Origin of the sequence: Nocardia sp. XZ_19_231 (assembly GCF_015355705.1) — a bacterium.
Classification (GTDB): Bacteria; Actinomycetota; Actinomycetes; order Mycobacteriales; family Mycobacteriaceae; genus Nocardia; species Nocardia salmonicida.
Genome location: NZ_JACUZI010000013.1, coordinates 56,086 through 77,449 on the forward strand (window position 1 = coordinate 56,086; position 21,364 = coordinate 77,449).

The 21,364-nt window shown below is 65.1% G+C and carries 20 protein-coding genes; 9 read left to right on the top strand and 11 right to left on the bottom strand.

Features of this window, described 5'->3' with window-relative positions:
• Positions 1–97 precede the first annotated feature (97 nt).
• On the bottom strand, positions 98–496 hold the full coding sequence (locus IBJ82_RS32680; RefSeq protein WP_194829838.1) for a nuclear transport factor 2 family protein: 399 nt from the start codon (positions 494–496) through the stop codon (positions 98–100).
• 16 nt (positions 497–512) lie between these two features.
• On the bottom strand, positions 513–911 hold the full coding sequence (locus tag IBJ82_RS32685) for a nuclear transport factor 2 family protein (protein ID WP_194829839.1): 399 nt from the start codon (positions 909–911) through the stop codon (positions 513–515).
• Positions 912–1,180: 269 nt separating this feature from the next.
• On the opposite strand from IBJ82_RS32685, the gene IBJ82_RS32690 reads away from it, so the two are divergent.
• Positions 1,181–2,218 (top strand): cyclase family protein, encoded by a 1,038-nt coding sequence (locus IBJ82_RS32690; RefSeq protein WP_194829840.1) that lies wholly within the window; start codon positions 1,181–1,183, stop codon positions 2,216–2,218.
• A 172-nt stretch (positions 2,219–2,390) separates the two neighbouring features.
• Positions 2,391–3,083 carry a TetR/AcrR family transcriptional regulator gene (locus IBJ82_RS32695; protein ID WP_194829841.1) on the top strand — a complete coding sequence of 231 codons (693 nt, stop codon included), beginning with the start codon at positions 2,391–2,393 and terminating at the stop codon, positions 3,081–3,083.
• 95 nt (positions 3,084–3,178) lie between these two features.
• Here IBJ82_RS32695 and IBJ82_RS32700 read toward each other — a convergent pair whose 3' ends face one another.
• Together IBJ82_RS32700 and IBJ82_RS32705 are read right to left on the bottom strand one after the other, a co-directional pair.
• On the bottom strand, positions 3,179–4,123 hold the full coding sequence (locus IBJ82_RS32700) for an SDR family NAD(P)-dependent oxidoreductase (RefSeq protein ID WP_194829842.1): 945 nt from the start codon (positions 4,121–4,123) through the stop codon (positions 3,179–3,181).
• Between the two features lie 85 nt (positions 4,124–4,208).
• Complete coding sequence (locus tag IBJ82_RS32705) at positions 4,209–5,009, bottom strand: enoyl-CoA hydratase/isomerase family protein (RefSeq protein ID WP_194829843.1); 801 nt, start codon at positions 5,007–5,009, stop codon at positions 4,209–4,211.
• An 82-nt stretch (positions 5,010–5,091) separates the two neighbouring features.
• On the opposite strand from IBJ82_RS32705, the gene IBJ82_RS32710 reads away from it, so the two are divergent.
• Entirely contained in the window at positions 5,092–5,844 is a 753-nt protein-coding gene (locus tag IBJ82_RS32710; protein ID WP_194829844.1) for an SDR family NAD(P)-dependent oxidoreductase, read from the top strand.
• Here the strand turns inward: IBJ82_RS32710 and IBJ82_RS32715 are convergent.
• The 3 genes from IBJ82_RS32715 to IBJ82_RS32725 all read right to left on the bottom strand — a co-directional run bounded on the left by IBJ82_RS32715 (position 5,813) and on the right by IBJ82_RS32725 (position 8,985).
• Positions 5,813–6,889 carry an enoyl-CoA hydratase/isomerase family protein gene (locus IBJ82_RS32715; protein WP_228538028.1) on the bottom strand — a complete coding sequence of 359 codons (1,077 nt, stop codon included), beginning with the start codon at positions 6,887–6,889 and terminating at the stop codon, positions 5,813–5,815. The genes IBJ82_RS32710 and IBJ82_RS32715 overlap by 32 nt on opposite strands.
• A gap of 189 nt (positions 6,890–7,078) precedes the next feature.
• Positions 7,079–7,843 carry an SDR family NAD(P)-dependent oxidoreductase gene (locus IBJ82_RS32720; protein ID WP_194829846.1) on the bottom strand — a complete coding sequence of 255 codons (765 nt, stop codon included), beginning with the start codon at positions 7,841–7,843 and terminating at the stop codon, positions 7,079–7,081.
• Positions 7,844–7,857: 14 nt separating this feature from the next.
• Positions 7,858–8,985, bottom strand: a complete 1,128-nt coding sequence (locus IBJ82_RS32725; protein WP_194829847.1) for an acyl-CoA dehydrogenase family protein — start codon at positions 8,983–8,985, stop codon at positions 7,858–7,860.
• A gap of 117 nt (positions 8,986–9,102) precedes the next feature.
• Here IBJ82_RS32725 and IBJ82_RS32730 point away from each other — a divergent pair, with 117 nt between their 5' ends.
• Positions 9,103–10,278 carry a thiolase family protein gene (locus tag IBJ82_RS32730; RefSeq protein WP_194829848.1) on the top strand — a complete coding sequence of 392 codons (1,176 nt, stop codon included), beginning with the start codon at positions 9,103–9,105 and terminating at the stop codon, positions 10,276–10,278.
• Positions 10,279–10,282: 4 nt separating this feature from the next.
• A complete protein-coding gene (locus IBJ82_RS32735; RefSeq protein WP_194829849.1) occupies positions 10,283–11,044 on the top strand; it encodes an enoyl-CoA hydratase-related protein in 762 nt (253 codons plus the stop codon).
• Between the two features lie 69 nt (positions 11,045–11,113).
• On the opposite strand, the gene IBJ82_RS32740 is transcribed toward IBJ82_RS32735, so the two are convergent.
• The 3 genes from IBJ82_RS32740 to IBJ82_RS32750 are packed head-to-tail and all read right to left on the bottom strand — an operon-like array spanning position 11,114 to position 14,618.
• A complete protein-coding gene (locus IBJ82_RS32740) occupies positions 11,114–11,833 on the bottom strand; it encodes an ABC transporter ATP-binding protein (RefSeq protein ID WP_194829850.1) in 720 nt (239 codons plus the stop codon).
• The gene (locus IBJ82_RS32745; protein WP_194829851.1) at positions 11,830–12,636 is read right to left on the bottom strand and encodes an ABC transporter ATP-binding protein; all 807 of its coding nucleotides are present in this window, start codon (positions 12,634–12,636) and stop codon (positions 11,830–11,832) included. The genes IBJ82_RS32740 and IBJ82_RS32745 overlap by 4 nt, the downstream gene beginning before the upstream one ends.
• Entirely contained in the window at positions 12,633–14,618 is a 1,986-nt protein-coding gene (locus IBJ82_RS32750; protein WP_194829852.1) for an ABC transporter permease, read from the bottom strand. The genes IBJ82_RS32745 and IBJ82_RS32750 overlap by 4 nt, the downstream gene beginning before the upstream one ends.
• A gap of 303 nt (positions 14,619–14,921) precedes the next feature.
• Here IBJ82_RS32750 and IBJ82_RS32755 point away from each other — a divergent pair, with 303 nt between their 5' ends.
• The 3 genes from IBJ82_RS32755 to IBJ82_RS32765 all read left to right on the top strand — a co-directional run bounded on the left by IBJ82_RS32755 (position 14,922) and on the right by IBJ82_RS32765 (position 17,767).
• Positions 14,922–16,169 carry an ABC transporter substrate-binding protein gene (locus tag IBJ82_RS32755; protein WP_194829853.1) on the top strand — a complete coding sequence of 416 codons (1,248 nt, stop codon included), beginning with the start codon at positions 14,922–14,924 and terminating at the stop codon, positions 16,167–16,169.
• Positions 16,170–16,380: 211 nt separating this feature from the next.
• Positions 16,381–17,055: an MspA family porin gene (locus IBJ82_RS32760; RefSeq protein WP_194829854.1), complete on the top strand. Its 675-nt coding sequence runs from the start codon at positions 16,381–16,383 to the stop codon at positions 17,053–17,055.
• 49 nt (positions 17,056–17,104) lie between these two features.
• Positions 17,105–17,767: an MspA family porin gene (locus tag IBJ82_RS32765; protein WP_194829855.1), complete on the top strand. Its 663-nt coding sequence runs from the start codon at positions 17,105–17,107 to the stop codon at positions 17,765–17,767.
• 66 nt (positions 17,768–17,833) lie between these two features.
• Here IBJ82_RS32765 and IBJ82_RS32770 read toward each other — a convergent pair whose 3' ends face one another.
• On the bottom strand, positions 17,834–19,312 hold the full coding sequence (locus IBJ82_RS32770; RefSeq protein WP_194829856.1) for an aldehyde dehydrogenase family protein: 1,479 nt from the start codon (positions 19,310–19,312) through the stop codon (positions 17,834–17,836).
• A gap of 481 nt (positions 19,313–19,793) precedes the next feature.
• On the opposite strand from IBJ82_RS32770, the gene IBJ82_RS32775 reads away from it, so the two are divergent.
• A complete protein-coding gene (locus IBJ82_RS32775; protein ID WP_194829857.1) occupies positions 19,794–21,320 on the top strand; it encodes an MFS transporter in 1,527 nt (508 codons plus the stop codon).
• Positions 21,321–21,364 lie beyond the last annotated feature (44 nt).

Consider the following 21,364-nt stretch of genomic DNA (forward strand, 5'->3'; position numbering starts at 1 on the left):
CTCTGGGAGGTGCAGCGCCACAAGTGTTTCCGGCGAGCGCAGGGTGCCCGGTAATGCGGTGAGAGAGAGGCGGGCCTCTTTCTCACCGCATCAGTGCTCAGGGGACGAATGTCGTCCGGCGGTGGTGGAACAGCCACTTTCCATCCTGCTTGCGCAGGGTGTCCTCGTACTGTCCGGTCACCGGCACGATCCAGCCGGCCTCCCCGCGCTGGACGAAGACGAAGTCGCTGATGGCTGTCGCTTCGTCGGCGGACACCGTGGTGATCACGGTGTTGGCGACCAGGTGCCGCTGTGGCTGGGTGGGAACCAAGCCCGTATAGAGCGCGCGGATGGCATCGTGGCCTTCGAAGGCGCCCGCGCCGAGAATCTCGGCGGTTCCGTCGGCGCAGAACAGAGCGACGATGTCGTCGGTGCGCCCGTCGTCGAGTGCGTGGGCGTACGTCGCGATGGTGGCCGCGACGCCTTCGGCGACCACGGCGTCGATGGAGTTGGTCATCGTGTCTCCTCGGCGATCAGGCGCTGTAGGTCGTGACGCGGCGCTGGACGAGCCAGGAACCGTCCTGCAAGCGCAGCGTGTCCTCGTAACGGCCGACCACCTGTGGTGCCCAGCCGGCCTCGCCACGCTGGAAGAAGGTGACGTCGCTGGTCGCGGTGGCTTCCGTCGCGCTGATCGCCACGATGACGGTGTTGGCGACGACGTGCTTCTGCGGTGCTGTCGGCTCCCAGCCCTTGAAGGCCTCGCGCAGAGCATCGTGCCCTTCGAAACTGCCCATCCCGGGGACCTCGAGCACGGCGTCCTTGGCATACAGCGCCACGACATCGTCGGTGCGCCCCGCGTCCTGAGCTTGGGTGATGGCGCCGAGCACGCCGCGCACCGCGGTGGCGACCTGGGCCTGTGTCGATTCGTTCATGGTGTCTCCAGTTTCGGGTGAACCGCCTGTTGGCGGGCATTTCTCATATGATAGTCCGACCGATCAGTCTAATGAATGGGCTGCGATGCGTGGTCGTTTTCACATACGTTCCCGACCTGTTGCCGGATGGTGGTCGGGTGTCGTGCTCGCGCTCGAATTTCGCGAGAAACCAGATGTGGCGTAAATCCCATATTTCGTTGACCGATCAGTACAACTTACATAGCATGGGATTGATCAGTCGACGCAGACTGCCGATGACAGGAGGAACCGTGACGAAGCGGTGGAAGCAGCGCCCGGAAGGCTCGACGTGGGGCGATTTCGGTGAGGACGACGAACTCGGGCGGGTCAACCTGCTGACTCCCGAAAAGGTCCTGCAGGGTGTCCGGGAAGTCGAGCACGGCATCGCTTTCAGTCTGAGCCTGCCGCTGGACTATCCCGGCGGTTCCGCGCTGAACCAGCGCCGGTACCCGCCCATTCTGCGGCCGACCGAGGATCTCGCGCACAACCAGGACGTGTTCTACAACGTCGTTGCTCGCGACCAGATCTCGCCCGCGTTCATCGATGTGTGGAGCGACGACGCGGTGACGCTGTGGCTGCAGTACTCGACGCAGTGGGACTCTCTGGCGCACCAGGGCGCGCTGTTCGATGCCGACGGCGACGGCGAGGCCGAGCCGGTGTACTACAACGGATACCGGCCGGGTACCGACATCATCGGTCCCAAGGAGGACGCCAAGGGCGATGGCAGCGGCAGCGTCTCGTTCGCGAAGCATCTCGGCTGCGAGCACATGGCCGCGCACGGCATGCAGGGTCGCGGTGTGCTGATCGATGTCTCGCACCTGGGTAGCGCCTGGCAGCCGGTGAACCTGAAGATGCTGCAGGACATCATGGCCAAGGACAACGTCGTGGTGGAGCCCGGCGACATGCTGGTTATTCACACCGGCTTCGCGACCCAGGTCCTGGCTTGGGAGAAGAACCCTGGTCCCGAGATCCAGGCCATGTACCCGTACCTCGACGCCGACGACGAGTCGCTGCTCGAGTGGATCGCGGAGTCGAAGATCTCGGCACTGATCTCGGACAACTACGCGGTCGAAGGCTGGGCGGCCGACAATGACCAGCCGCACACGCTGCTGCCGCTGCACAACCTGTGCCTGTTCAAGCTCGGCGTCCCGCTGGGCGAACTGTGGTACACCGAGGAACTCGCGAAGTGGCTGCGCGAGCACAACCGCAGTCGCTTCCTGCTCACCGCGCCGCCGCTGCGTCTGCCTGGCACCATGGGTAGCCCGTTGACGCCGGTGGCGACCGTGTGACCTTGGTTCGGCCGCCAACTCGGTGCAGGCGACGTCCCGGTGACGCGCCTGCACCGACTGGTTTCGGTGCCTTCCGGTTCAACGGGAGAGGTTCTGTATCACGGGTCGCATGCGATGATGCGGCGTTGCAGTAGCGTCGCTTTCGGAATCGATACCTAAGGAACTGGTGGGGATGTCTTCAACGCGAACGACGCGCCGTAAGTCCGCGCGCTACTACACGAGGCGTGAACAGGTCATCGATGTCGCGGTGGAGCTCTTCTCGAAGAACGGCTACGCGAGCACCGGTGTTGCTGATATCGGTACTGCGGCAGGTCTGGCGCGTGGCGCGCTCTACTACTACATCGGTTCGAAAGAAGAACTGCTCGCCGAGATCCATGATCGAGTGATGGATCCGCTGCTGACCGAATCCTCGGCGATCGTCGGTCTCGACGTCTGCTTCGAAGCTCGATTGCAGCTGCTCTCGGAGTCTCTGCTCCGGCAAATACTCGGCCGCCGCAATCATGTCTGGGTGTTCTTGCACGAGCATCGGCAGTTGCAGGGCGAATACCGAGCACGCTTCCGGGTGAAGCGCCAGCGGTTCGAGTCCTGCATTCGTGATGTGCTCGCCGAGGGCGCCGGGCTGGGGAAACTGCGTGTTCAGGATCTGGAACTCGCGACACTGGCGTTCTTGAATCTGCACAACTACACCTACCAGTGGGTCGCTCGACGTGACGATCTGGAAGTCGAAGAGCTGGCCAGGTTCTATTGCCAGGTGTTTCTCAACGGGATACTCAGCGAGCAGTTGGATCAGGACGCGATCGGTCCGCAGTTGGCGCACGGTCGGTCGGTCCTCGGCGTATTGGCAGCCAAGGGCCTGGATCACTGAACATATTGCAGGAACAGCGCTGTCGCCGACCGTGACCGCGTTGGGGGGTCACGGTCGGCGACAGCGCGGCACGCCGTTGTGCCGAGTCTGGCTGGTCAGGGCTGAGTGAACTCCACGGGCATATCGAACTGGTGCTTGAGGAAGGCACCGGACCAGCTCATGAGGTCGGCTGGCACGAAGTAGTCGGTTTCGTCGTTGATCGTCGCCCAGTTGGCCGCGACGTCGTCGACCGTTGCCGCGCCATCGGTGTGTACATATCCCTCGGTCGAGCCGAGGAACACACGGGCGAAGCGGCCCGCGCCTGCCGTGTAGATCTCGCCGCTGACCGGGCAATCCTCGTGGGCGAGGAAGGCCACCATGGGCGCCACTGCCGACGAGGGCATGAACGGGACGCCCGGCACCGGCTGGGCGTCGTCGTCGAGTTCCTGTGCTCCGGCCATCCGGGTTTGGGCGGCTGGGGCGATGAGGTTGATCTTGATATTGTGCGGTGCGCCCGAGAGCTTTGCGCTACGGGCGAGACCGATCATGCCTGCTTTGGCGGTCGCGTAAGGCAGGTTGTTGTCGAGGCCGAAGATGCCACTGGAGGTGGTGAGCACCACCCGGCCGTAGTTCTGCTCGACGAAATGTGGCCAGGCGGCGCGCGTGGTGTTGAAGGCGCCGAGTAAGTGGACGGCGATGTGGCGCTCGACGTTGTCCAGTTCGACCTCGGGCATGCCAGCATAGCGGACGATGCCCGCATTGTTCACCACGATGTCGATGCGGCCGAACTTCTCGACCGCGGTGTCGATGATCGCCTTGGCGCCGGCTTCGGTCGAGACATCGTTGGTGTCGGCGACCGCTGTACCTCCGGCAGCGACGATCTCGTCGACCACCGTCTGCGCGGGACCGACGTCCGAGCCTTCACCTTCCATCGAACCGCCGAGGTCGTTGACGACCACCTTCGCGCCGCGTTCGGCCAGCAGGCGCGCGTGCGCTCTGCCGATGCCGCGGCCCGCTCCGGTGACCACCGCGACGCGACCGTCGAATCTCAACTCGCTCATTCCATGACTCCTGTCGTACTGGTGATCCAGTTCACATAAACATTAGATCAACCGGTCGGTACACACAACCACCTTATGTCGATGGCTATCGGCCGCGGAAGGCCGCCTTTCCTGGTCCGTCGTCGAGGAAGCTGCGCAGACCCAGTCTGCCGTCATCGCTGGCGAAGCAGCGGGTGATGAGGTCGGCTTCCAGTGCCAGGGCGGAATCGATAGGGAGGTCGAACCCGCTGTCGATCGCCTGCTTCGCGTAGCGCAGGGCGAGCGGTCCGCGGGCGAATGTGAGCGCCTTCTCGACCGCGGTGTCGAAGACGTCCGCGTCGTCGACGAGTTGATCGACCGTGCCCAGCCGAAGAGCCTCGTCGGCAAGTATCCGACGCCCCGATAAAATCAGATCCTTGGCAGTGGCGATGCCGGCGATGCGTGAGAGCCGCTGGGTGCCGCCGGAGCCGGGGATGATGCCGAGCGTCACCTCGGGAAGCCCGAGTACCGCGCTGCGCCCGGCGATTCGGAAGTCCGCGGCCAGCGCTAGCTCGAACCCGCCACCGAGGGCGACGCCGTTGATCGCGGCGACGACGATCTGCGGTGCGGTGGCGATGAGATGGAAAGCGTGCTGTAGCACGCGGTTTCGCCGGTCGAAGTCGGCGGGGGAGAGGTCGACCATTTCCTTGATGTCAGCGCCCGCGGCGAAATGGCGGGCGCCGCCGGTGATCACCACGGCGCGAATTGTCGTGCTCTTGTGCAGTGCTGCCGCGATGTCGGCAACCTGGTCCCACATGTGCTGGTTCAATGCGTTGACCGGTGGGCGGTGCAAGCGCAGCACGGCGAGCCGGTTGTCGTCCGGGTGGTTCTCGAGCGTGATTTCGGCGCTGTCTGGGTTGCTGGTCACTGTTCGGTGCCTCCGATCGTGCTAGGTTCCAGGTATAGTGTACCGATCGGTCGAACTAACTATCGTGGAACTGTGAGAACCTATGAGCAACGGGCATGCCGAGCTATCAGGTCGGCGAGTAGTGATCACCGGCGCCGGCCGAGGTCTGGGCCGGGTCCTGGCAATGTCGTTCGACGCCGCTGGGGCGCAGCTGGGGTTGGTCGCGCGTTCGAAGGACGCGCTCGATGACGTAGCGGCGACAATGCAGGGTGACCCGCTCGTTTGTGCGGGCGATGTGCGCGACGACGAATTCAACTCCGATGTGGCCAGGCAGATGGTCGAGCGATTCGGTGGTGTGGACGTGTGGATCTGCAACGCAGGGGTGTCTCCGCAGGTATCTGCCGTGACCGATACCGATGTCGCGGTGTGGCGCGACATCATCGATGTCAATCTCACTGGCGCGTTCCTCGGGGCGAAAGCTGCGGCCACCGTCATGGGGGCCGGGGGCCGGATCGTCGTCACCGGATCGGTCGTCGGCCGACGACCGAAGGACGGACTGGCGGCCTATGCGGCGTCCAAGAGCGGTGCTCACGCACTGGTGGAAGCTCTCGCTCAAGAACTCGGACCGCAGGGCATCACGGTGAACGCGGTCGCACTCGGGTGGTTCGACACAGGCATGGGCAGGCACTGGCACCGTGACGACGAGCGGGAGAACTTCATCGTCGAGCACACCGCGCTCGGGCGGTGGGGTCGGCCTGAGGACCTGCCGGGCATCTACCTCTTTCTGGCATCCGACGCCTCTGCCTATGTGACCGGGTCGACCATCACGGTCGACGGTGGTTACAGCCTGCTGTGAGCTCAGGGTCGGCCTCCGTCAGCTGGTCGACCAACCCCCACATCAGGGCGGTCTGTGCGGAAAGGCGCTCGCCGGTCAGCATCAGCCACGCCGAACGCCAGCGACCGATCCTTCGTGGCACGCTGACCGTGCCACCGGCGCCGGGCACCAGTCCCATACGTACCTCGGGAAATTCGAAGAACGTGCCGCGGTCCGCATGCACGGTGCCGGCGAAGGCGGCCATCTCGGCGCCGGCACCGATGCATGCGCCGTGCAGGCGGACGAGGAGCCGGTCGGCGATGTGATCGAGCAGCCGCCACGGCGCTCGATCGAGCCGAACCAGATACGCCGCCGTCGGATCGGTTGCTCGCCCGAATTCGTCGAGATCCCCACCGCTGCAGAATGCCGGGCCGCCACCGGCGATCTCCACGGTGGTGATGCTGGTATCGAGGTCGGCCAATTGCACTGCGGCGAGCAACTCTTCACGCATCGCCGTACTGAGCGCATTCCGGCGCTCGGCGTGATCGAGCGTGATGGACAGGCGGTCGCCGGTTCGTTCGAGCCGGACGAGGTCACGGTCGGGACGGACAGGCGGATGCCGCGGCTTTCGGTTCGCGTACCAGGTGGCGAACTCGGGGCCGCCGAGCAACATCGAGTACGTCGCCGCTTCGGCGGCGAGTGCGGGGGTCGTCGCCAGTTGTGTGGTCTGCCGGAGCAGTTGGCCACAGGCGACCGCGGCACGCGGGGCGTGCTCGACCGCGGCTCGTAGTCTCGCTACCGCGGTGTCCGGATCGGAAACCTGCACCAGGCGCGGGTCGTGGTCGGCGTCCGGGTTCGTGGTCAGGGTGAATGTCGCGGCCGTTGTTATCGGTTCGAGGCCGTCCGGGACGGCGTGCCGGGACACCACGACGACCGGAGCGATGGCGTCGCCGATCGCACCGGCGGCATGCTCGATCATCTCGGGTGCGGCGCCACGGAATTGCTCGAGGTCGATGATCACGAGAGGTACCCCGGGAGTGGCGTCCGAGCTCAGGTCGAGGTCGGGGATGCGAAACGTCTCAGACAACATGCACCTCGTGTTCTTGCAAACCGATGGTGGCACTGCCACGGGATCCGGCATCTCTTCTGTGACGAAACCATGCCGGATCCCGTGCGTGCCCTGCTGCGGTGGGAGCGCCGTCGACCTGCGTGGGGGGAACCCGACGGGCGCTCGCCGCCGAACGGTGTCACCGCAGCGAGTCTCTCATGTGGAAATTCAGCGAGGGCCGAAGCGCTGTCCCGCGTCCAGTCGCAAGCACTGACCGTTGAGCATCGGGTTGTCGATGACAGCCAGCGCAAGCTTGGCGTATTCGTCCGGGCGGCCCAGCCGGTGTGGGAAGGCGGCATCCCGGACCAGTGCGGCTCGCGTTTCTTCGGGGATCTTCGCGGTGGCGCCGGTTTCGAACAGGCTGGGCGCGATCGCAACTACTCGAATGCCGAGGCTGCCGAGATCGCGTGCCATCGTCAGGCTCATCCCGGCGATGGCGGCCTTGGCCGCTGAGTAGGCGACCTGGCCGATCTGTCCCTCGAATGCGGCGATCGACGATGTATTGATGATGACGCCGCGCTCGCCGTCGGTGTCGTCGGGTTCGTTGCGGCTCATGTGGGACGCGGCCAACCGGCTGATGTTGAACGTGGACACCGTGTTCAGGTCCAGGATCGCGCGGAAGGTGTCCAGGTCGTGCAGACCCGACTTGCTCAGGGTTCGTTTGACGCTGCCGCCGCCTGCTGTGGTGACCGAGATATGCAGTTCGCCGAGTGCGTCGACGGCTTCGGCGAGCAAGGTCTCGGTTCCCGTGAAGTCGGTGACGTCGACGGCGTAGAAGCTCGCTCCGAGTTCGGCAGCGACCTCGGCCCCCGCCGAGCCGGGACGGTCGAGAATCGCGACGGTCGCTCCCCGGGCAGCCAGCAGTTCGGCGCTGGCCCGGCCCATGCCGGAAGCGCCGCCGAACACGACGGCCTTCTTGCCCTTGACGTCCATGTCTTTCCTTTCGATCAGGCAGACGCGGGCGCCTGCTGCATCAGCGTGCAGAGACGATCGCGGTGAACGGCGGTGTCGCCGAAGACGACCGCGTCGGTTTCGGCGCGGCGCAGATAGAGGTGCAGGTCGTGTTCCCAGGTGAATCCGATGCCACCGTGCATCTGCAATGCCCGTCCCGCGACCTCGAAAGCAGCCGCCGAGGTATGCGACGCAGCGACACAGGCGGCCTGTGCGGCATCGGCGGACCCGGCATCGATGGCCATCGCCGCGTAGTAGGTGGCGGCGCGGGCGCCGTGGACGAGGATCGCCATGTCCGCGCACGCGTGTTTGACGGCCTGGAAACTGCCGATCGGCTTGCCGAACTGGATGCGGGTACCCACGTATTCGACTGTCAGTTCGAGTAGCCGGGTCAGCACACCGAGGGACTCGGCGGCGTGGACCACGGCGGCATAGTCGAGGAGTTGCTGGGCGGTACACGCGTCGTTGTCGAGGGCTCGGTCGAGCTGAACGCGCACGCCGTCGAGGCGGACTTCGTAGAAGTTGCGGGTCGGGTCGAGGACTTGCTGGCGGCGCGTCGTGAGTCCGGCGCTGTCGCGGTCGACCAGCACGGTCACCACGGTGCCGTCGTCTGTCCGCGCGGTCACCAGCAGCCAGCGGGCACCGCCTGCGTCCTGCACCGCGGTCTTACATCCGTGCAGGATCAGAGAATCGCCCTCGCGCCGCGCGGTGGCATGGATGCCGTCGGGTGTCCAGGGTTCGCCCGGTTCGGCGAATGCCCAGCTCGCCCAATCCGGACCGGACGCGAGCAAGGGGAGTACCTCATCGCGAGTGCGGGGAGATCCGGCGACGGCAACGGCATGACCGACGATTGTCGTCGGCAGGAACGGGCCTCGCGAGAGTGCGCGGCCGGTCTCCTCGGCGACGAGGGCGAGTTCGGCCGAACCCTGGCCCGCACCGCCGTACTCCTCCGGCAGCGCCAGCCCGGACCAGCCGAGGTCGGCGGTCAGGCGCCAGAACTTCGGGTCGACATCGCTGTCGCTGTTCAGCTCGGCCCGGACGGTGGCAAGGGAAGCATGGGCAGCGAGTAGGTCGCGCGTGGCATCGCGCAGCATCAGCTGCTCGTCGCTCAGTTCGAAGTTCACCAGTCACCAATCCGGCCGTGCGGGCACCAATGACAAGAAGGTATCCTCTTTTTGGCCAATAGTCGAGTTTGTGGGCAAATATGCCAGGAAGTACCCAAATAGAGTACAACCAATTGTATGACTGAAGCTGTATTACTCTCCGCCTGCCGCACTGCGATCGGGACGGCACGCAAGGGCGCCCTCCGGGACGTGAGCGCCTTCGACCTCGCTACCGTGGTCGTCCGGGAAGCGGCGCAGCGCGCCGGGTTGCCACTCGATGCCTTCGACGATGTCGTGCTCGGCGAGTCGCTCGCCGGCGCCGGCGACATCGCGCGGTACGCGGCGATCGAAGCCGGGTTGCCGTTTGTGCCCGGGCTCGCGCACAACCGGCACTGTGCTTCCGGCCTGGCCGCCATCTCGACTGCCGCCGCGACCGTGATGGCAGGTATGGATCGCGCGGTGATCGCCGGCGGCACTCAGTCCACCTCGACCGCACCGGTCATGCGACGACGCGTGCTCGGCACCGACGACGAATGGCAGGATCCGTGGTCGTCGCCGTCGCACGTCTCGACACCGGAAGCACCCAACAACGACATGGGCTACCTCGTCGGCTGGAATACCGCGCAGCTGGCCGGCATCAGCAGGGAGGAGATGGACGCCTGGGCCCTGCAGTCACATCAGCGGGCTGTCCGCGCCATCGACGAGGGCCGGTTCGCGGATGAGATCGTTCCGGTCAAGGTGACCGACCGCAGCGGATCGGTATCGTCCTTCGAGGTCGACGAGCATCCGCGTCGTACCACCACCCTCGAGCGGCTTGCGTCGCTGAAGGTCCTGCATCCGGAGATCGAGGGCTTCTCCATCACCGCGGGAAACGCCAGTGGGATGAACGACGGTGCGGCCGCGGTCACCGTCGCCAGCGCCGAACTGGCCGCCGAGCACGGCCTCGTACCACTGGCGACGGTGCGCTCTTGGGCGAGTGTCGGTGTGGATCCCGTGCAGACGGGCCTGGCTCCCATCGCGGCGATTCGCAAGGCGCTCGACCGCGCCGGGATCGGCCTGGGCGATGTCGACCTGTTCGAGATCAACGAGGCGTTCGCGTCTGTGACTGTCGCTGCCGTCCGCGAGCTGGAGATCGACCCGGCGCGGGTCAACCCCTTCGGCAGTGGCTGCAGCCTCGGGCACCCGATCGCGATGACCGGTGCGCGGATGGTGGTCACGCTGGCGCACGAATTGCGTCGCCGAGGTGGTGGTGTCGCTGTGGCCGCGATGTGCTCGGGCGGCGGTATGGGTTCGGCGCTCGTGCTGACGGCGTGATGCGATGATCGACGACCTCGCCGTCGAAGGCCTTTCCTGCGACTGGGTCGACGGGGTGTTCTGGCTGACACTCGCCCGCCCGGCCGCGCGCAACGCGATGACGATCGCGATGCGCCGCGGTCTGATCGCCGCTATGCGCGCGGCGGACGTCGATGCCGACACCCACTTGGTGGTGTTGACCGGGCTGGATCCGGCCTTCTCTGCGGGCATCGATCTGAAAGAGGCCCTAGGCGGCGGGGCCGGTTCCCCGCGCGGTGCCCGTACCAACCCAGCCGCAGCTGTACGGGCGGCCCGCACGCCGGTGCTCGGCGTGATCAACGGCCCTTGCTATACGGGTGCGCTGGAACTGGCATTGTCGTGCGCGTTCCTCATCGCCTCCGACAATGCCACCTTTGCCGACACGCACGCGGCGGTCGGACTGCCACCCGGATGGGGTATGAGCGCGCTGCTGCCGCGGGCCGTGGGAGTGCGGCTCGCCCGTCAGATGATGATGACCGGTGCGCCCATCGACGCGGAGCGCGCATTTTCGGCGGGGCTGGTGAACGAGGTCGTGCCGCACGAGAACCTGCTGGAGCGGGCATGGGAGATCGCCGATCAGTTGCGCGCCGCCCATCCCGGAGCACGCTCCTTGATCGGCGAACTCCTCAGCGCGGGTGAGGGAACGAGTCTCGCGCACGCGCTGGCACTGGAGTCCGAAGCGGGTTTGCGGTGGCATACCGACATCACCGATGCGACAAACAGGTTCGGCGCTCGGCTGGGTCGGTGACGCTGCTGCGCAGGCGCCGACATCCGCAGTCCGGTCAACTCGGCATCTACTGTGTATCGGGCGTTTCGCTCATGCGGCGGTCGCGTCACCGAGGTACCGGCGCAGCAACTCGTCACCGATCCGGTCGGCCGGACCCGACCAAGCGATTCGCCCTCGCTGCAGGACCAGCGCCTGGTCGGCGAAAGCCAGTGCCCGGCCCGCGAACTGCTCGATCATCAGCACCGCGACTCCCGCGTCCCTGGCGCGTGCCAGGCTCTCGAACACGAGGTCCACCATCTTGGGCGCCAGCCCGAGTGACATCTCGTCGGCGATGATCAGACGTGGCTCGACCATCAGCGCCCGCGCCAGTGACAACATCTGCTGTTCACCACCGGACAGTGTGCCCGCCGCCTGCCGATGCCTCGATCGCAGAATCGGGAAGATGTCGAACGCCTTCTCGATGGCCGATGAGCGGGTGCGAGGATCACAGGCGGTCGCCATGCGCAGATTCTCCAGCACGCTCAGCGTCGGGAAAACGCCGCGGCCTTCCGGCAGATGCATCAGACCTGCCCGTCGGATCGCCGTCGGCCCGGCCGTGGTGATCTCGTGCCCACCGAATTCGATTGTTCCAGCGGCCGACGGGACCAAACCCGACAATGTCCGCGCGAGAGTGCTCTTGCCTGCGCCGTTCGGGCCGAGCACGGCCAGCGCGCTGTCGGGAGTCATCTCGAAAGCGATGTCGTCGAGCGCATGCGCGGTCCCGTAGCGGACGCCGAGTCCGCGTACCCGCAGCAAGGGTTCTGTGGTCATGCCGAGATCTCCTCTTCATCCGGTCCAGCTCCGAGGTAAGCGGCACGCACCGCGGGATCCACCCGGATCTCCGCAGGGGTGCCCGCACTGATCTTCACGCCGAAATCGAGCACATGTACGGTGTCGCACAGCCCGAGAACCAGGTCGACATCGTGCTCGACCAGGAGCAAGGACACGCCGTGCTCAGCGACGACCCTGGTCAGGGTCCCCGCGAGTTCCTCGGTCTCGGCGACATCGAGACCGGAAGACGGTTCGTCGAGCAACAGCACCGAAGGATCTACGGCCAGCGCGCGGGCGATCTCCACCAGCCGACTGGTGCCGAGCGGGAGTCCGGTGACCGCGCGATGCGCCTGGTCGGTGAGGTGCAGCGCAGCCAGGATCTCGTCGACGCGACGGTTCTCCTCGGCCGGAGCGGGCCGGAACCCGCCTGCGGTGACCAGGTCGGTCCAGATGCGGCGGCGAGCATGCTTGGCGCGATAGCCCAGGACTACATGCTCGCGAATGGTCAAGCCGGCGAACAGTTCCGGGTGCTGGAAGGTTCTGGCGACGCCTCGGCGAGCCCGGTTCTGCGGACTCGCCCCGGTAACATCGTGACCGTCCATGTGGACGGTGCCCGCGCTCGGCCGAAGCAAGCCGGACAAGACACCGAACAGGGTGCTCTTGCCCGCGCCGTTGGGGCCGACCAGTCCGACGATCGAAGCGGCGGGCACGGCCAGATCAACGTTGTCGAGGGCGACAAGTCCCCCGAATCGAACAGTGATGCCTTTCGCCTCGAGTCGTGGGATCGTCGTCGTGTCGGTCATCGGGAATCTCCCGTCGGCAGTGCGGATTCGGTGACGAGTTCACTGGGCGTCGGCCGGTCTGCCGGTGCGGGGCGGCGCCGGTCGAGCCAACCTTGGAAGTCCCGCAGCTGGCGGGCATGCATGGCGACGATGCCGTCCGGGTTACGGGCGAGCATGATCGCGCCGAAGCCGAACATGATCACCGGCACCTCGGCGAGTTCGGCAGGCAAGTACGTCTGGAACACGTTCGGCAGGACGGCGAAGGCGATTCCGGCGACCAGCGCACCGATGATCGAACGGGAGCCGAGAGTGACCAGCACTGCGAGCCATACCATGCCGAAGAACGGATTGAACGAATCCGGCAGGGCTGATTGGTAGTTCAGCGCGAGGAAGCCACCGCCGATCGCCGCGACGAACGTGGCCATACCGGACACGAGTACCTTGGCCTGCAGCACACTGAGACCGAGAGTGCGTGCCCCCGCTTCGCTTTCGCGTGCCGCGGTGACCGCGAGCCCGGCCGTCGAGCGGCGCAGATTCAGCACCACCACCGCGAGGACAACGAAAACCGCCAGTGCGAACAACGCGAACGTCCGATTGTCCGGCGTCCACTCGGGACGTGGCATGGCGATCCCCTGGCCTGCGTTGTAGATGCTCTCCCGCCCGAACACCAGGTTCTGGACGAGGAGCCCGAAGGTCAGTGTGACGAGTGCGATGTAGAGGTTGCCGAGCCGGATGGTGAGCAGGCCGAGGATCACCCCGAGCGGCACAACACACACCGCGGCGGCGGCCACGGCGGCAAGTGGCGACCACCCGGCATTCGTGGCCAGTTCGGCGGCGATCACCGCACCGAGGCCGGCGAAGGTGATCTGGCAGAGCCAAATCATGCCGCCTTCACCCGTGACCAGCGTGTAGGAAAGCAGCGCGATGGCCATCACGATGCCGGTCGCGGTCAGGCCGGTCCAGAATTCGTCGAAGACGAACGGCAGCGCGGCGACGATCACCAACGTGATCAATGGCGCGAGGCGTCCCGCGAGTGGTCGGCGATGTCCGCTGTCCTCGTCGGCGGGCGCGCTGTTGCTGGTTCCGGTGCGGATCGCCCGATCCAGGGCGCCGCCCGGCGCACTGTCACCAGCCTGGCCGCGAACGGTGTAGTAGAGCAGGAACGCGAGCATGAACACGAACGGGATACTCGGCACGATCTGGGCCGAGAGCGAGGTCCCCGCGTCCAGATAGCGCTGCACGACACTGGTTGTCACACCCATCGCGAGCGCGACGCCGACGGCGATCGGCAGACTACGCAGGCGGGCGGCGACTACCGCCGCGAACGCCGCGGCCATCAGGAAAGTCATCCCGTCCACCGACAGACCCGCCGTCGGTGCGATGAGCACCCCCGCCAGTCCGGCGAGCAGCGAACTGACCGCCCACACTCCCAACGAAATGCGGGTCGGACTGACACCCGACATCGCGGTCAAAGCTTCGGAATCGACGAGCGCCCTGACTCGCAGCCCCATGTCGGTGCCGCGTAGCACGGCGGTACCCGCCACCACCACGGCGGCCAGACCGGCATAGGTGATGACCTGGTTCATGTCGACGACCGCACCGAACACGTGGAAGACACGCAACGGCTCAGGGGTCAGGCCAGGTGCGGTGATGTTCACGAGGTGCCCGAATACCAGGTTCACCGCGGGCGGCAGGGCTACCGAGAGCCCGATCGTCGCGACAATCTTGACCAGCGGCGACCGCAGGCGGAGGTAGCGAAACAGCAAGGCGTACAGCGCAACTCCGAGTGCAGGCCCGAACACCCCGATCGCGATCACCGCTGCAGCGGGTAGCGGCCAGTCGTGTTCGACCCGGAGAAAGTAGTAGAACCGTGCGACAGCGAAGGCCATCGCACCGAAGGCGAAGTTGAACACGCCCGAGGACACGTAGGTGACGACCAGCGATGCCGCGGCAATCGCGTAGATGGCACCTAGAGCCAGGCCGGCGAGAACGTAGGAGAGCACAGTGGGGGCTCCTGAGACTTGGCGCACATGATGAAGTGCTGCAAGAGTGCTCTAAATAAGCATCAGCGTCAAGCCTGACTTGATCGAGATGTGCGGTCTCAGTCAGCCTCTGGATGCGGCTAATCCACTACGGGGCCATCGCATTCAAGGTGATCAGCTGGCGATTCGTGCCATCTCTGTCACAGATGGAAAATCTAGAAGTTCGATTCTCAATCTTCCAGACAAAGGATACTCAATGTGGTCCACTGTAGCCGTCGAGTCTCTGGTGCGGATGCCCGAAGGCTCCCGAGTACAGGAGATGGGATGCGAAGAGCAGGAGCGATTGCGGCGAGTCTGGGTGCCGCCACGTTGGTATTGAGCGCGTGTAGCGGCGGCACGAGCGCCGACCAGACCACGGGTCCAGTAAAGGTCGGGCTACTCACCTCGCAAAGCGGTGCCGCCGCCGCACACTATGCGCAGGCCGAACCTGGAGTGAAGGCGAGATTCGCCGCGTACGCCGCCGAGGGTGGCAAATGCGCTTCTCGTGGATTCGAGGTGGTCACCGCCGATGACCAGTCCTCGCCACAGGGCGCGCTGACGGCGGCTCAACGGCTGGTTCAGCAAGAGCATGTTTACGCGGTGCTGCCCGTCAGCACCTACTTCTACGGCGCCGGCCAATACGCGGGCACGCAGGCCAAGGCAACCCCGTTTCTCGGCGGTGCTTTCGACGGCGGTGAACAGTGGTTCAACCCGCAATATCACAATCTGTTCGCTTCGATGTCAGGCACCGACTACAACAAGGCCGCGACGACCTACGGTGAGTACTTCAAGCGTGTGGGTGGCACCAAGATCGCGGTGGTTGCGGCCAATACCCCGAGCGCGTCCAAGTCGGGCGAGGGCGTGGCGATTTCAGCCGAGCGAGCGGGGCTGAGTCGCGGCTATATCAACGAGCGTGTGCCGATCGGTCCGATGGATGTCGGTCCCGCGGTCCTGGGGATCAAGGAATCGGGTGCCGACGTCCTCTACGCCGTAGTGTTGCCGGATACCGCCTTCGCTTTGGTGGCGGGCTTGCGCCAGGCCGGGGTCGAGATGAAGTCGGTCCTGCTCGCGACCGGTTATGGGGCCGATCTGCTGAAATCCCCACCGGCGGTCGCCGCCGCGCAGGGTGTCGGGTTCCTGTCCTCATACATTCCGGTGGAGATGAATACCGATACGGCACGGAAATGGTCAGCCGATCTGCAGAAGTATGCGGGTTCGGAATCGGGGCTGCCGTCGTTCTCTATGGCGGTGGGCTGGATCAGTGCGGATCTGCTCATCCATGCCCTCGAGGTAGCCGGGTGTGATGCGAAGCAGGAACAGCTCATGACTGCGCTCCGGGTCGACAAGACCTTTACCGCTAGCGGCCTGTTCCCGAAGCCTGCCGATTTCGAAAATCCGGGTTCGTACTCGGTGGGCGGCCCCGGTAACTGCTCGTATGTCTCGATTCTGCAGGGTGATAAATTCGTGCCGGACAGTAAAGGTTCGCCCGCATGCGGAGAACAGATTCCGGATGTCAAGGTGTCGCCGAAATAGAATCCGAAAGGTGCCATTTGACTTTATTTAAATGGTATACTTTGTTTCGGCATCGTGGGAGATGCCGCGCGGCGGGTGATATCGCAAAATGCGCATCGAATCCATTTCTGGATGACATTTTCTTCGGCATGCCTGCCAAAATTCGCGAGACCACGCTGCAATTTCCGTTCGGAAATGCCGTGGGTCATGAAAACTGATGAGGAAAAGCTCGATGAATTTCAAGAAAGACTCCGCGACAGTTCGCGGCTTCACCGTTGCGGGCGCGGCCTCGGCCGCAGTCGTGACGCTCGGCCTGCTGTCGGCGGGGGCGGCGAATGCTGACGTCTTCGTGCCGCTGCCGGATGGTGCGGAGACCGGCCCTGGCGTCACAGTGACATTGACGAACCAACAGGCGATCGTCTCGTCGTCGATGGCCGCCAACGGCGTGGGTCGTGTTGTGTGGGTGTCGGGTACGGCCATCGCCGACGTCACCGAAACACCGGTCGGACAGCCCGGGCCGTACAGCCGACCAGGCAATGGACCCGGCTCCAACAACTCCTCCACGCATGGGTTGTCGCAGCTCAATGTCGGCTACATCGTCGGTTGCCAGGTGAATATCAGCGACAAGGCTGTCTCGGCAGGTCTGTCGGGCACCGCGTCGACCACCAGCGCCGGGATCAGCGGCTCGCTGGGAGTCCAGCTCGGCCCCGGCGAGGTGAAGATGGTCCAGATCAACTTCAAGGACATCAAGGACAAGGGCGTCTACAGCGTTGGCTACCGCGACGTCGAGATGTCCATTCAGGGTTGTGGTGGCTACGCACAGGCGCGGTCGTACACCAATGTCGAGATCATCGGCGACAACTACTCGAAGACGACTCTGTACGGACAGCCGTTCAGCATCGGCTGACGTCGCCCGCGACCACCCACCCGAATCCAATCGAAAAGGTCACAACCTCATGTCCCACAAGATCACCCGCGCAGCGGGTGTTGTCGCCGCGGCGATCGCCGCCGTCGGTCTGTTGTCGGTCGGTGCGGCGAACGCCGACACTTTCGTGCCGCTGCCCGGTGGCGAGATCACCGAGACGCTCGCCGACGGTACCGCGGTTACCGTCCGTATCGTCGGTGAATCCGCCCTGATCAGCCCGTCCATGGGTGCGACGCCGCTGCATCGCAACACCTGGGTGTCGGCTCGCACCGAGGTGCAGCTCGACGGTGCCGGGGCCAAGGGCGGCAAGATCCGTCCCGGCTACGTCGTCGGTTGCCAGGTCAATATCGCCGGTGGCGGTGTCAATGGCCAGGCCAGTGCCACGCAGCCATACCAGAGCCAGAACCTCAGCGCCAGCGGCGGTCTCGGTGGCACGCTGAGTTTGGGCCCCGGCCAGGCGCAGAGCTACTTCATCCTCGATCTGGAACGTGCCGACGCGTTCGACGAGAGTGTGCATACGCCGCACATGACCTTCGGGGGGACGAGCGGTTCGGTGACCTGGAAGAACACCACCATCGCACTGGGCGGCTGCGCGGGTTACGCGCAGGCTCGGGCGTTCGTTCTGGTCGAGGTCGAGACCTCGAACGTCAAGGAGACGGTCACGCTGTGGGGACAGCCGTTCAGCCTCGGCTGATCTGATCTACCTCGGCAACTCCGCCTCGGCTGGTCCTCACCGACCAGCCGGGGCGGAACGCGTTCCTCAGCGTGCGGCCCAGGTGACGGTCTTGGTCTGCAAGAACTCGTCCAGTCCGAATGTGCCCCACTCGCGGCCGATACCGCTCTGCTTGTAGCCGCCGAACGCCGCCCGCGGGTTCACGCCCGCACTGCCGCCGTTGATCGTGACGCCGCCGGTGCGGATCCGGGCTGCCATGTCGTTGGCCGTGAGGGTGTCGGCGCTGAATACGGCGCCGGCCAGCCCGTAAGGGCTGTCGTTGGCGATGTCGATCGCCTGATCGTCCGTGCTGTACCGGATGACCACACCCACCGGCCCGAAGAACTCGGTCTGCGCGATCGTCATCGCATTGTCGACCTCGGTGAACAAGGTCGGCTCCAGGAAGTAGCCGGTGTCGAGTCCGGCGGGGCGCCCACCTCCGATGACGATACGCGCGCCCTCGTCGGTGCCGACCTGAATGAGCTTTTCGACTTTGTCCCGCTGGGTGGCGCTGATGAGTGGGCCCATGGTGGTGGTCTCGTTCGCCGGGTCACCCACCCGCACTTCGGCCAGTCCGGCCCGAATCCGTTCAACCAGCTCATCGTGGACCGACTCGTGCACGATCGTCCGGGTCAGCAGCGAACAGCCTTGGCCTGCGTGGGTGGTGATGCCGACAAGGGCGGCTCTGGCTGCGGCATCGAGGTCGGCGTCGGCCCGCACGATACTCGCCGATTTTCCGCCGAGCTCGAGCACCACTTTTTTCATCGTGGCAGCGGCCTGGGTGTACACCATTCGGCCGACGGTGTCCGAACCGGTGAAGCTGACGAGGTCCACCATGGCATTGGTGGTGAGTTCGTGGCCGGCTTCGATATCACCGGTGACGATGTTCAGCACGCCAGGGGGAAGTCCGGCCGCCTCGGCGAATTCGCCGAGAATCAGGCATTCCAGCGGTGTGGTCGGTGCCGGCTTCAGTACAGCGGTACAGCCGGCGGCCAGCGCGGGGATGAGCTTCATCATGCTCAGGAAGAACGGGAAGTTGTACGCCGAGATCAGGGCGCACACGCCGAAGGGCTCGCGACGGATCTCGCCCTGCGAGATGCCGACGCCGGGAGCTGGTGTCGCTGCCATGGGAGTGGTCCACGCGAACTCGCCCATCACCCGCTCGGCCATGTCACGCAGATGATGCAGCGGAACACGGGTCTGCAGGGTCTCGGCCAGCCTGCGTACCGAGCCTGCTTCGGCCATGTTGATCGCGATCAGTTCGGGCAGCCTGCGTTCGATCTCGTCGGCCAGGCGCAGCAGCACGGCCGCTCGCTCGGCGGGCTTCATCCTCGGCCACGGTCCAACGTCGAATGCCTCACGCGCAGCGGTCACAGCACGGCGCACGTCGGTGACCGATGCCTGATGAACCTCGGCGATCGGCTGCTCGGTAGCGGGATTGCGTACGACCAGACCCTCGTCGGATTCCGCGTCGCACCATCGTCCGGCGATGTAGAGCTGGGTGGGGAATGAGGGCGTCGTCGCCATATTCGATCTCCTGATCACTGGATGCTGCGGCATCTCGGTTCCTGTCGTCGTACGGACGGCCGAACCGCCGAGATGCACAAGTTGAGAGTACTCAATTATGGAATGCGGCTGAGGGCTGTCGAACTGGTGAGTGGAACGCCTGTCGCCGCACAGCATCCGGCGCTGGTGGATGAGAAGCACGGAACGGCCCAACCGGTAACCAATAGGTCGATTCTACTGCTGGTGACCTGGCGGTTCGCGCAAGTCTCTGATACACGGACGAAAAGGCGCCTACATGGCGATTTGCCAGATCCCAGGCACCATTGATCAGTCTGTGTTCCATTGAGTGGAAGATTAGATGGTTGCCCGGAGCAGGCGGGGTGTGATGTCCATTACGTCGGCGGCGATCGCCGCGACGACTCTCCGATATCGACTGCACGGCCCGTCCGCCTGGTGACACCGGCTGACGCGCGTCAAAGCAGGCACTCGAAAGGACCCCACAATGGATGTCGTCACTCAACCGGGTGGTTCGCCCGGTGTGTCCGGGGGTTGGACGCCACGGCTGATCCTGTCCATGGCCTCGATCATGCTGCTGCTCGAGCTCCTGGCGGTCAGCTACATCATGATCTCGATGGTCATTCCCGAGATCTCCGGTCACTACCAGACGACGCAAGGCGCCTGGATGCTGACGGCGTTCCTCCTGGTGGGAGCCGTCACGGGCCCGCTGCTCGGCAAACTCGCCGACATGTACGGCAAACGAAAGTTCTTGTTGCTGTGCGTAGGGATCGCTGCGGCCGGCGGCCTGATCAGTGCGGTGTCCACCAGTTATTCGGTCATGATCATCGGCCGGTCGCTGTCCGGGTTCCTGATTCCCTGCGTGTTCCTGTCGTACTCCCTGATCCGTGACGTATTCCCGGCCAAAACGATCGCGCTGGCGGTCAGCATCGTGACCAGCGGCATGGGCCTGATCGCCATCCCCGCGCCGTTCTTCGCCGGCTGGATCATCGACAACATGGGCTTCCGTGGCGTCTTCTGGCTCTTCACCGCCGGAATGGTGATTTTCGGCCCCGCGATCTACCTCACCACCCAGGAGTCGACAGTCCGCCTGCACGCTCGCATCGATCTGGTCGGCGCGGTGCTGCTCGGCGCTGGTGTCGCGGGTGTTCTGGTCGGAATCAGCTTCGGTCCGAGCTGGGGCTGGCAGGCAGGTTCGACTCTGCTGTTCATCCTCGGCGGCATCGTGCTGCTGGGTGCCTGGCTGGTCACCGCTGGGAAACTGCGTGACCCCCTGGTCGATCTTTCGATCCTGCGCAAGCGTCCGGTGTACATCACCGCGGTCGCCTCGGGCATGTGTTATGGCGGCAGTGCGCTGTACACCATCCTGCTGCCGATGATGGCGATGACACCGTCCGAGATGGGTCTCGGCTACGGATTCGGTGTCAGCGCCAAGGGGTTCGCGATCTTCCAGGCGCCGATCGGCGGCATGGTCGCCGTCGGCGGCATCATCGTCGGCTTGCTGGTCGGACGTCGCGATATCCGGCCGCGGTGGCTGATGATCGTCGGTATGTCCTTCATGGCTGCCGCGTTCCTGCTGACCGCGCTCGTGCACGACAACAAGCCGCTGCTGCTGCTCTTCGGCGCGTTGATCGGTACCGGTATGGGTCTCGGGTACGCGGCGGTGCCGAATCTGCTGATCGAGGCGGTCCCGCCCCAGCTGCAGGCGAGCACGGCCAGCATCGTCAATGTGGCGCAGAGTGTGGTCGCGGCGGCACTTCCGGTGGTGGTCTTCAGTACCCTGCACTCCTACATCGCACCGATCCCGATGGAGATGACGCACGGCCATATCTTCTACACCGACGAAGGCTTCAAGGTCGCGTTCCTGATCGGTGCGGGCTGTGCTGCCTTCGCCGCGATCATCGCGTTGTTCGTGCCGAAGAAGATCGAACAGGTCGAACTGCCGAAGGAGACGGTTTCGGCGTCCGGACCGGTCTCCTCGACCGGCGGACCTGAACCTGTCGCCGTCGCTTGATGTAGGAGACCCCGAGCCGCCTGCGTCATCCGCGCAGGCGGCTC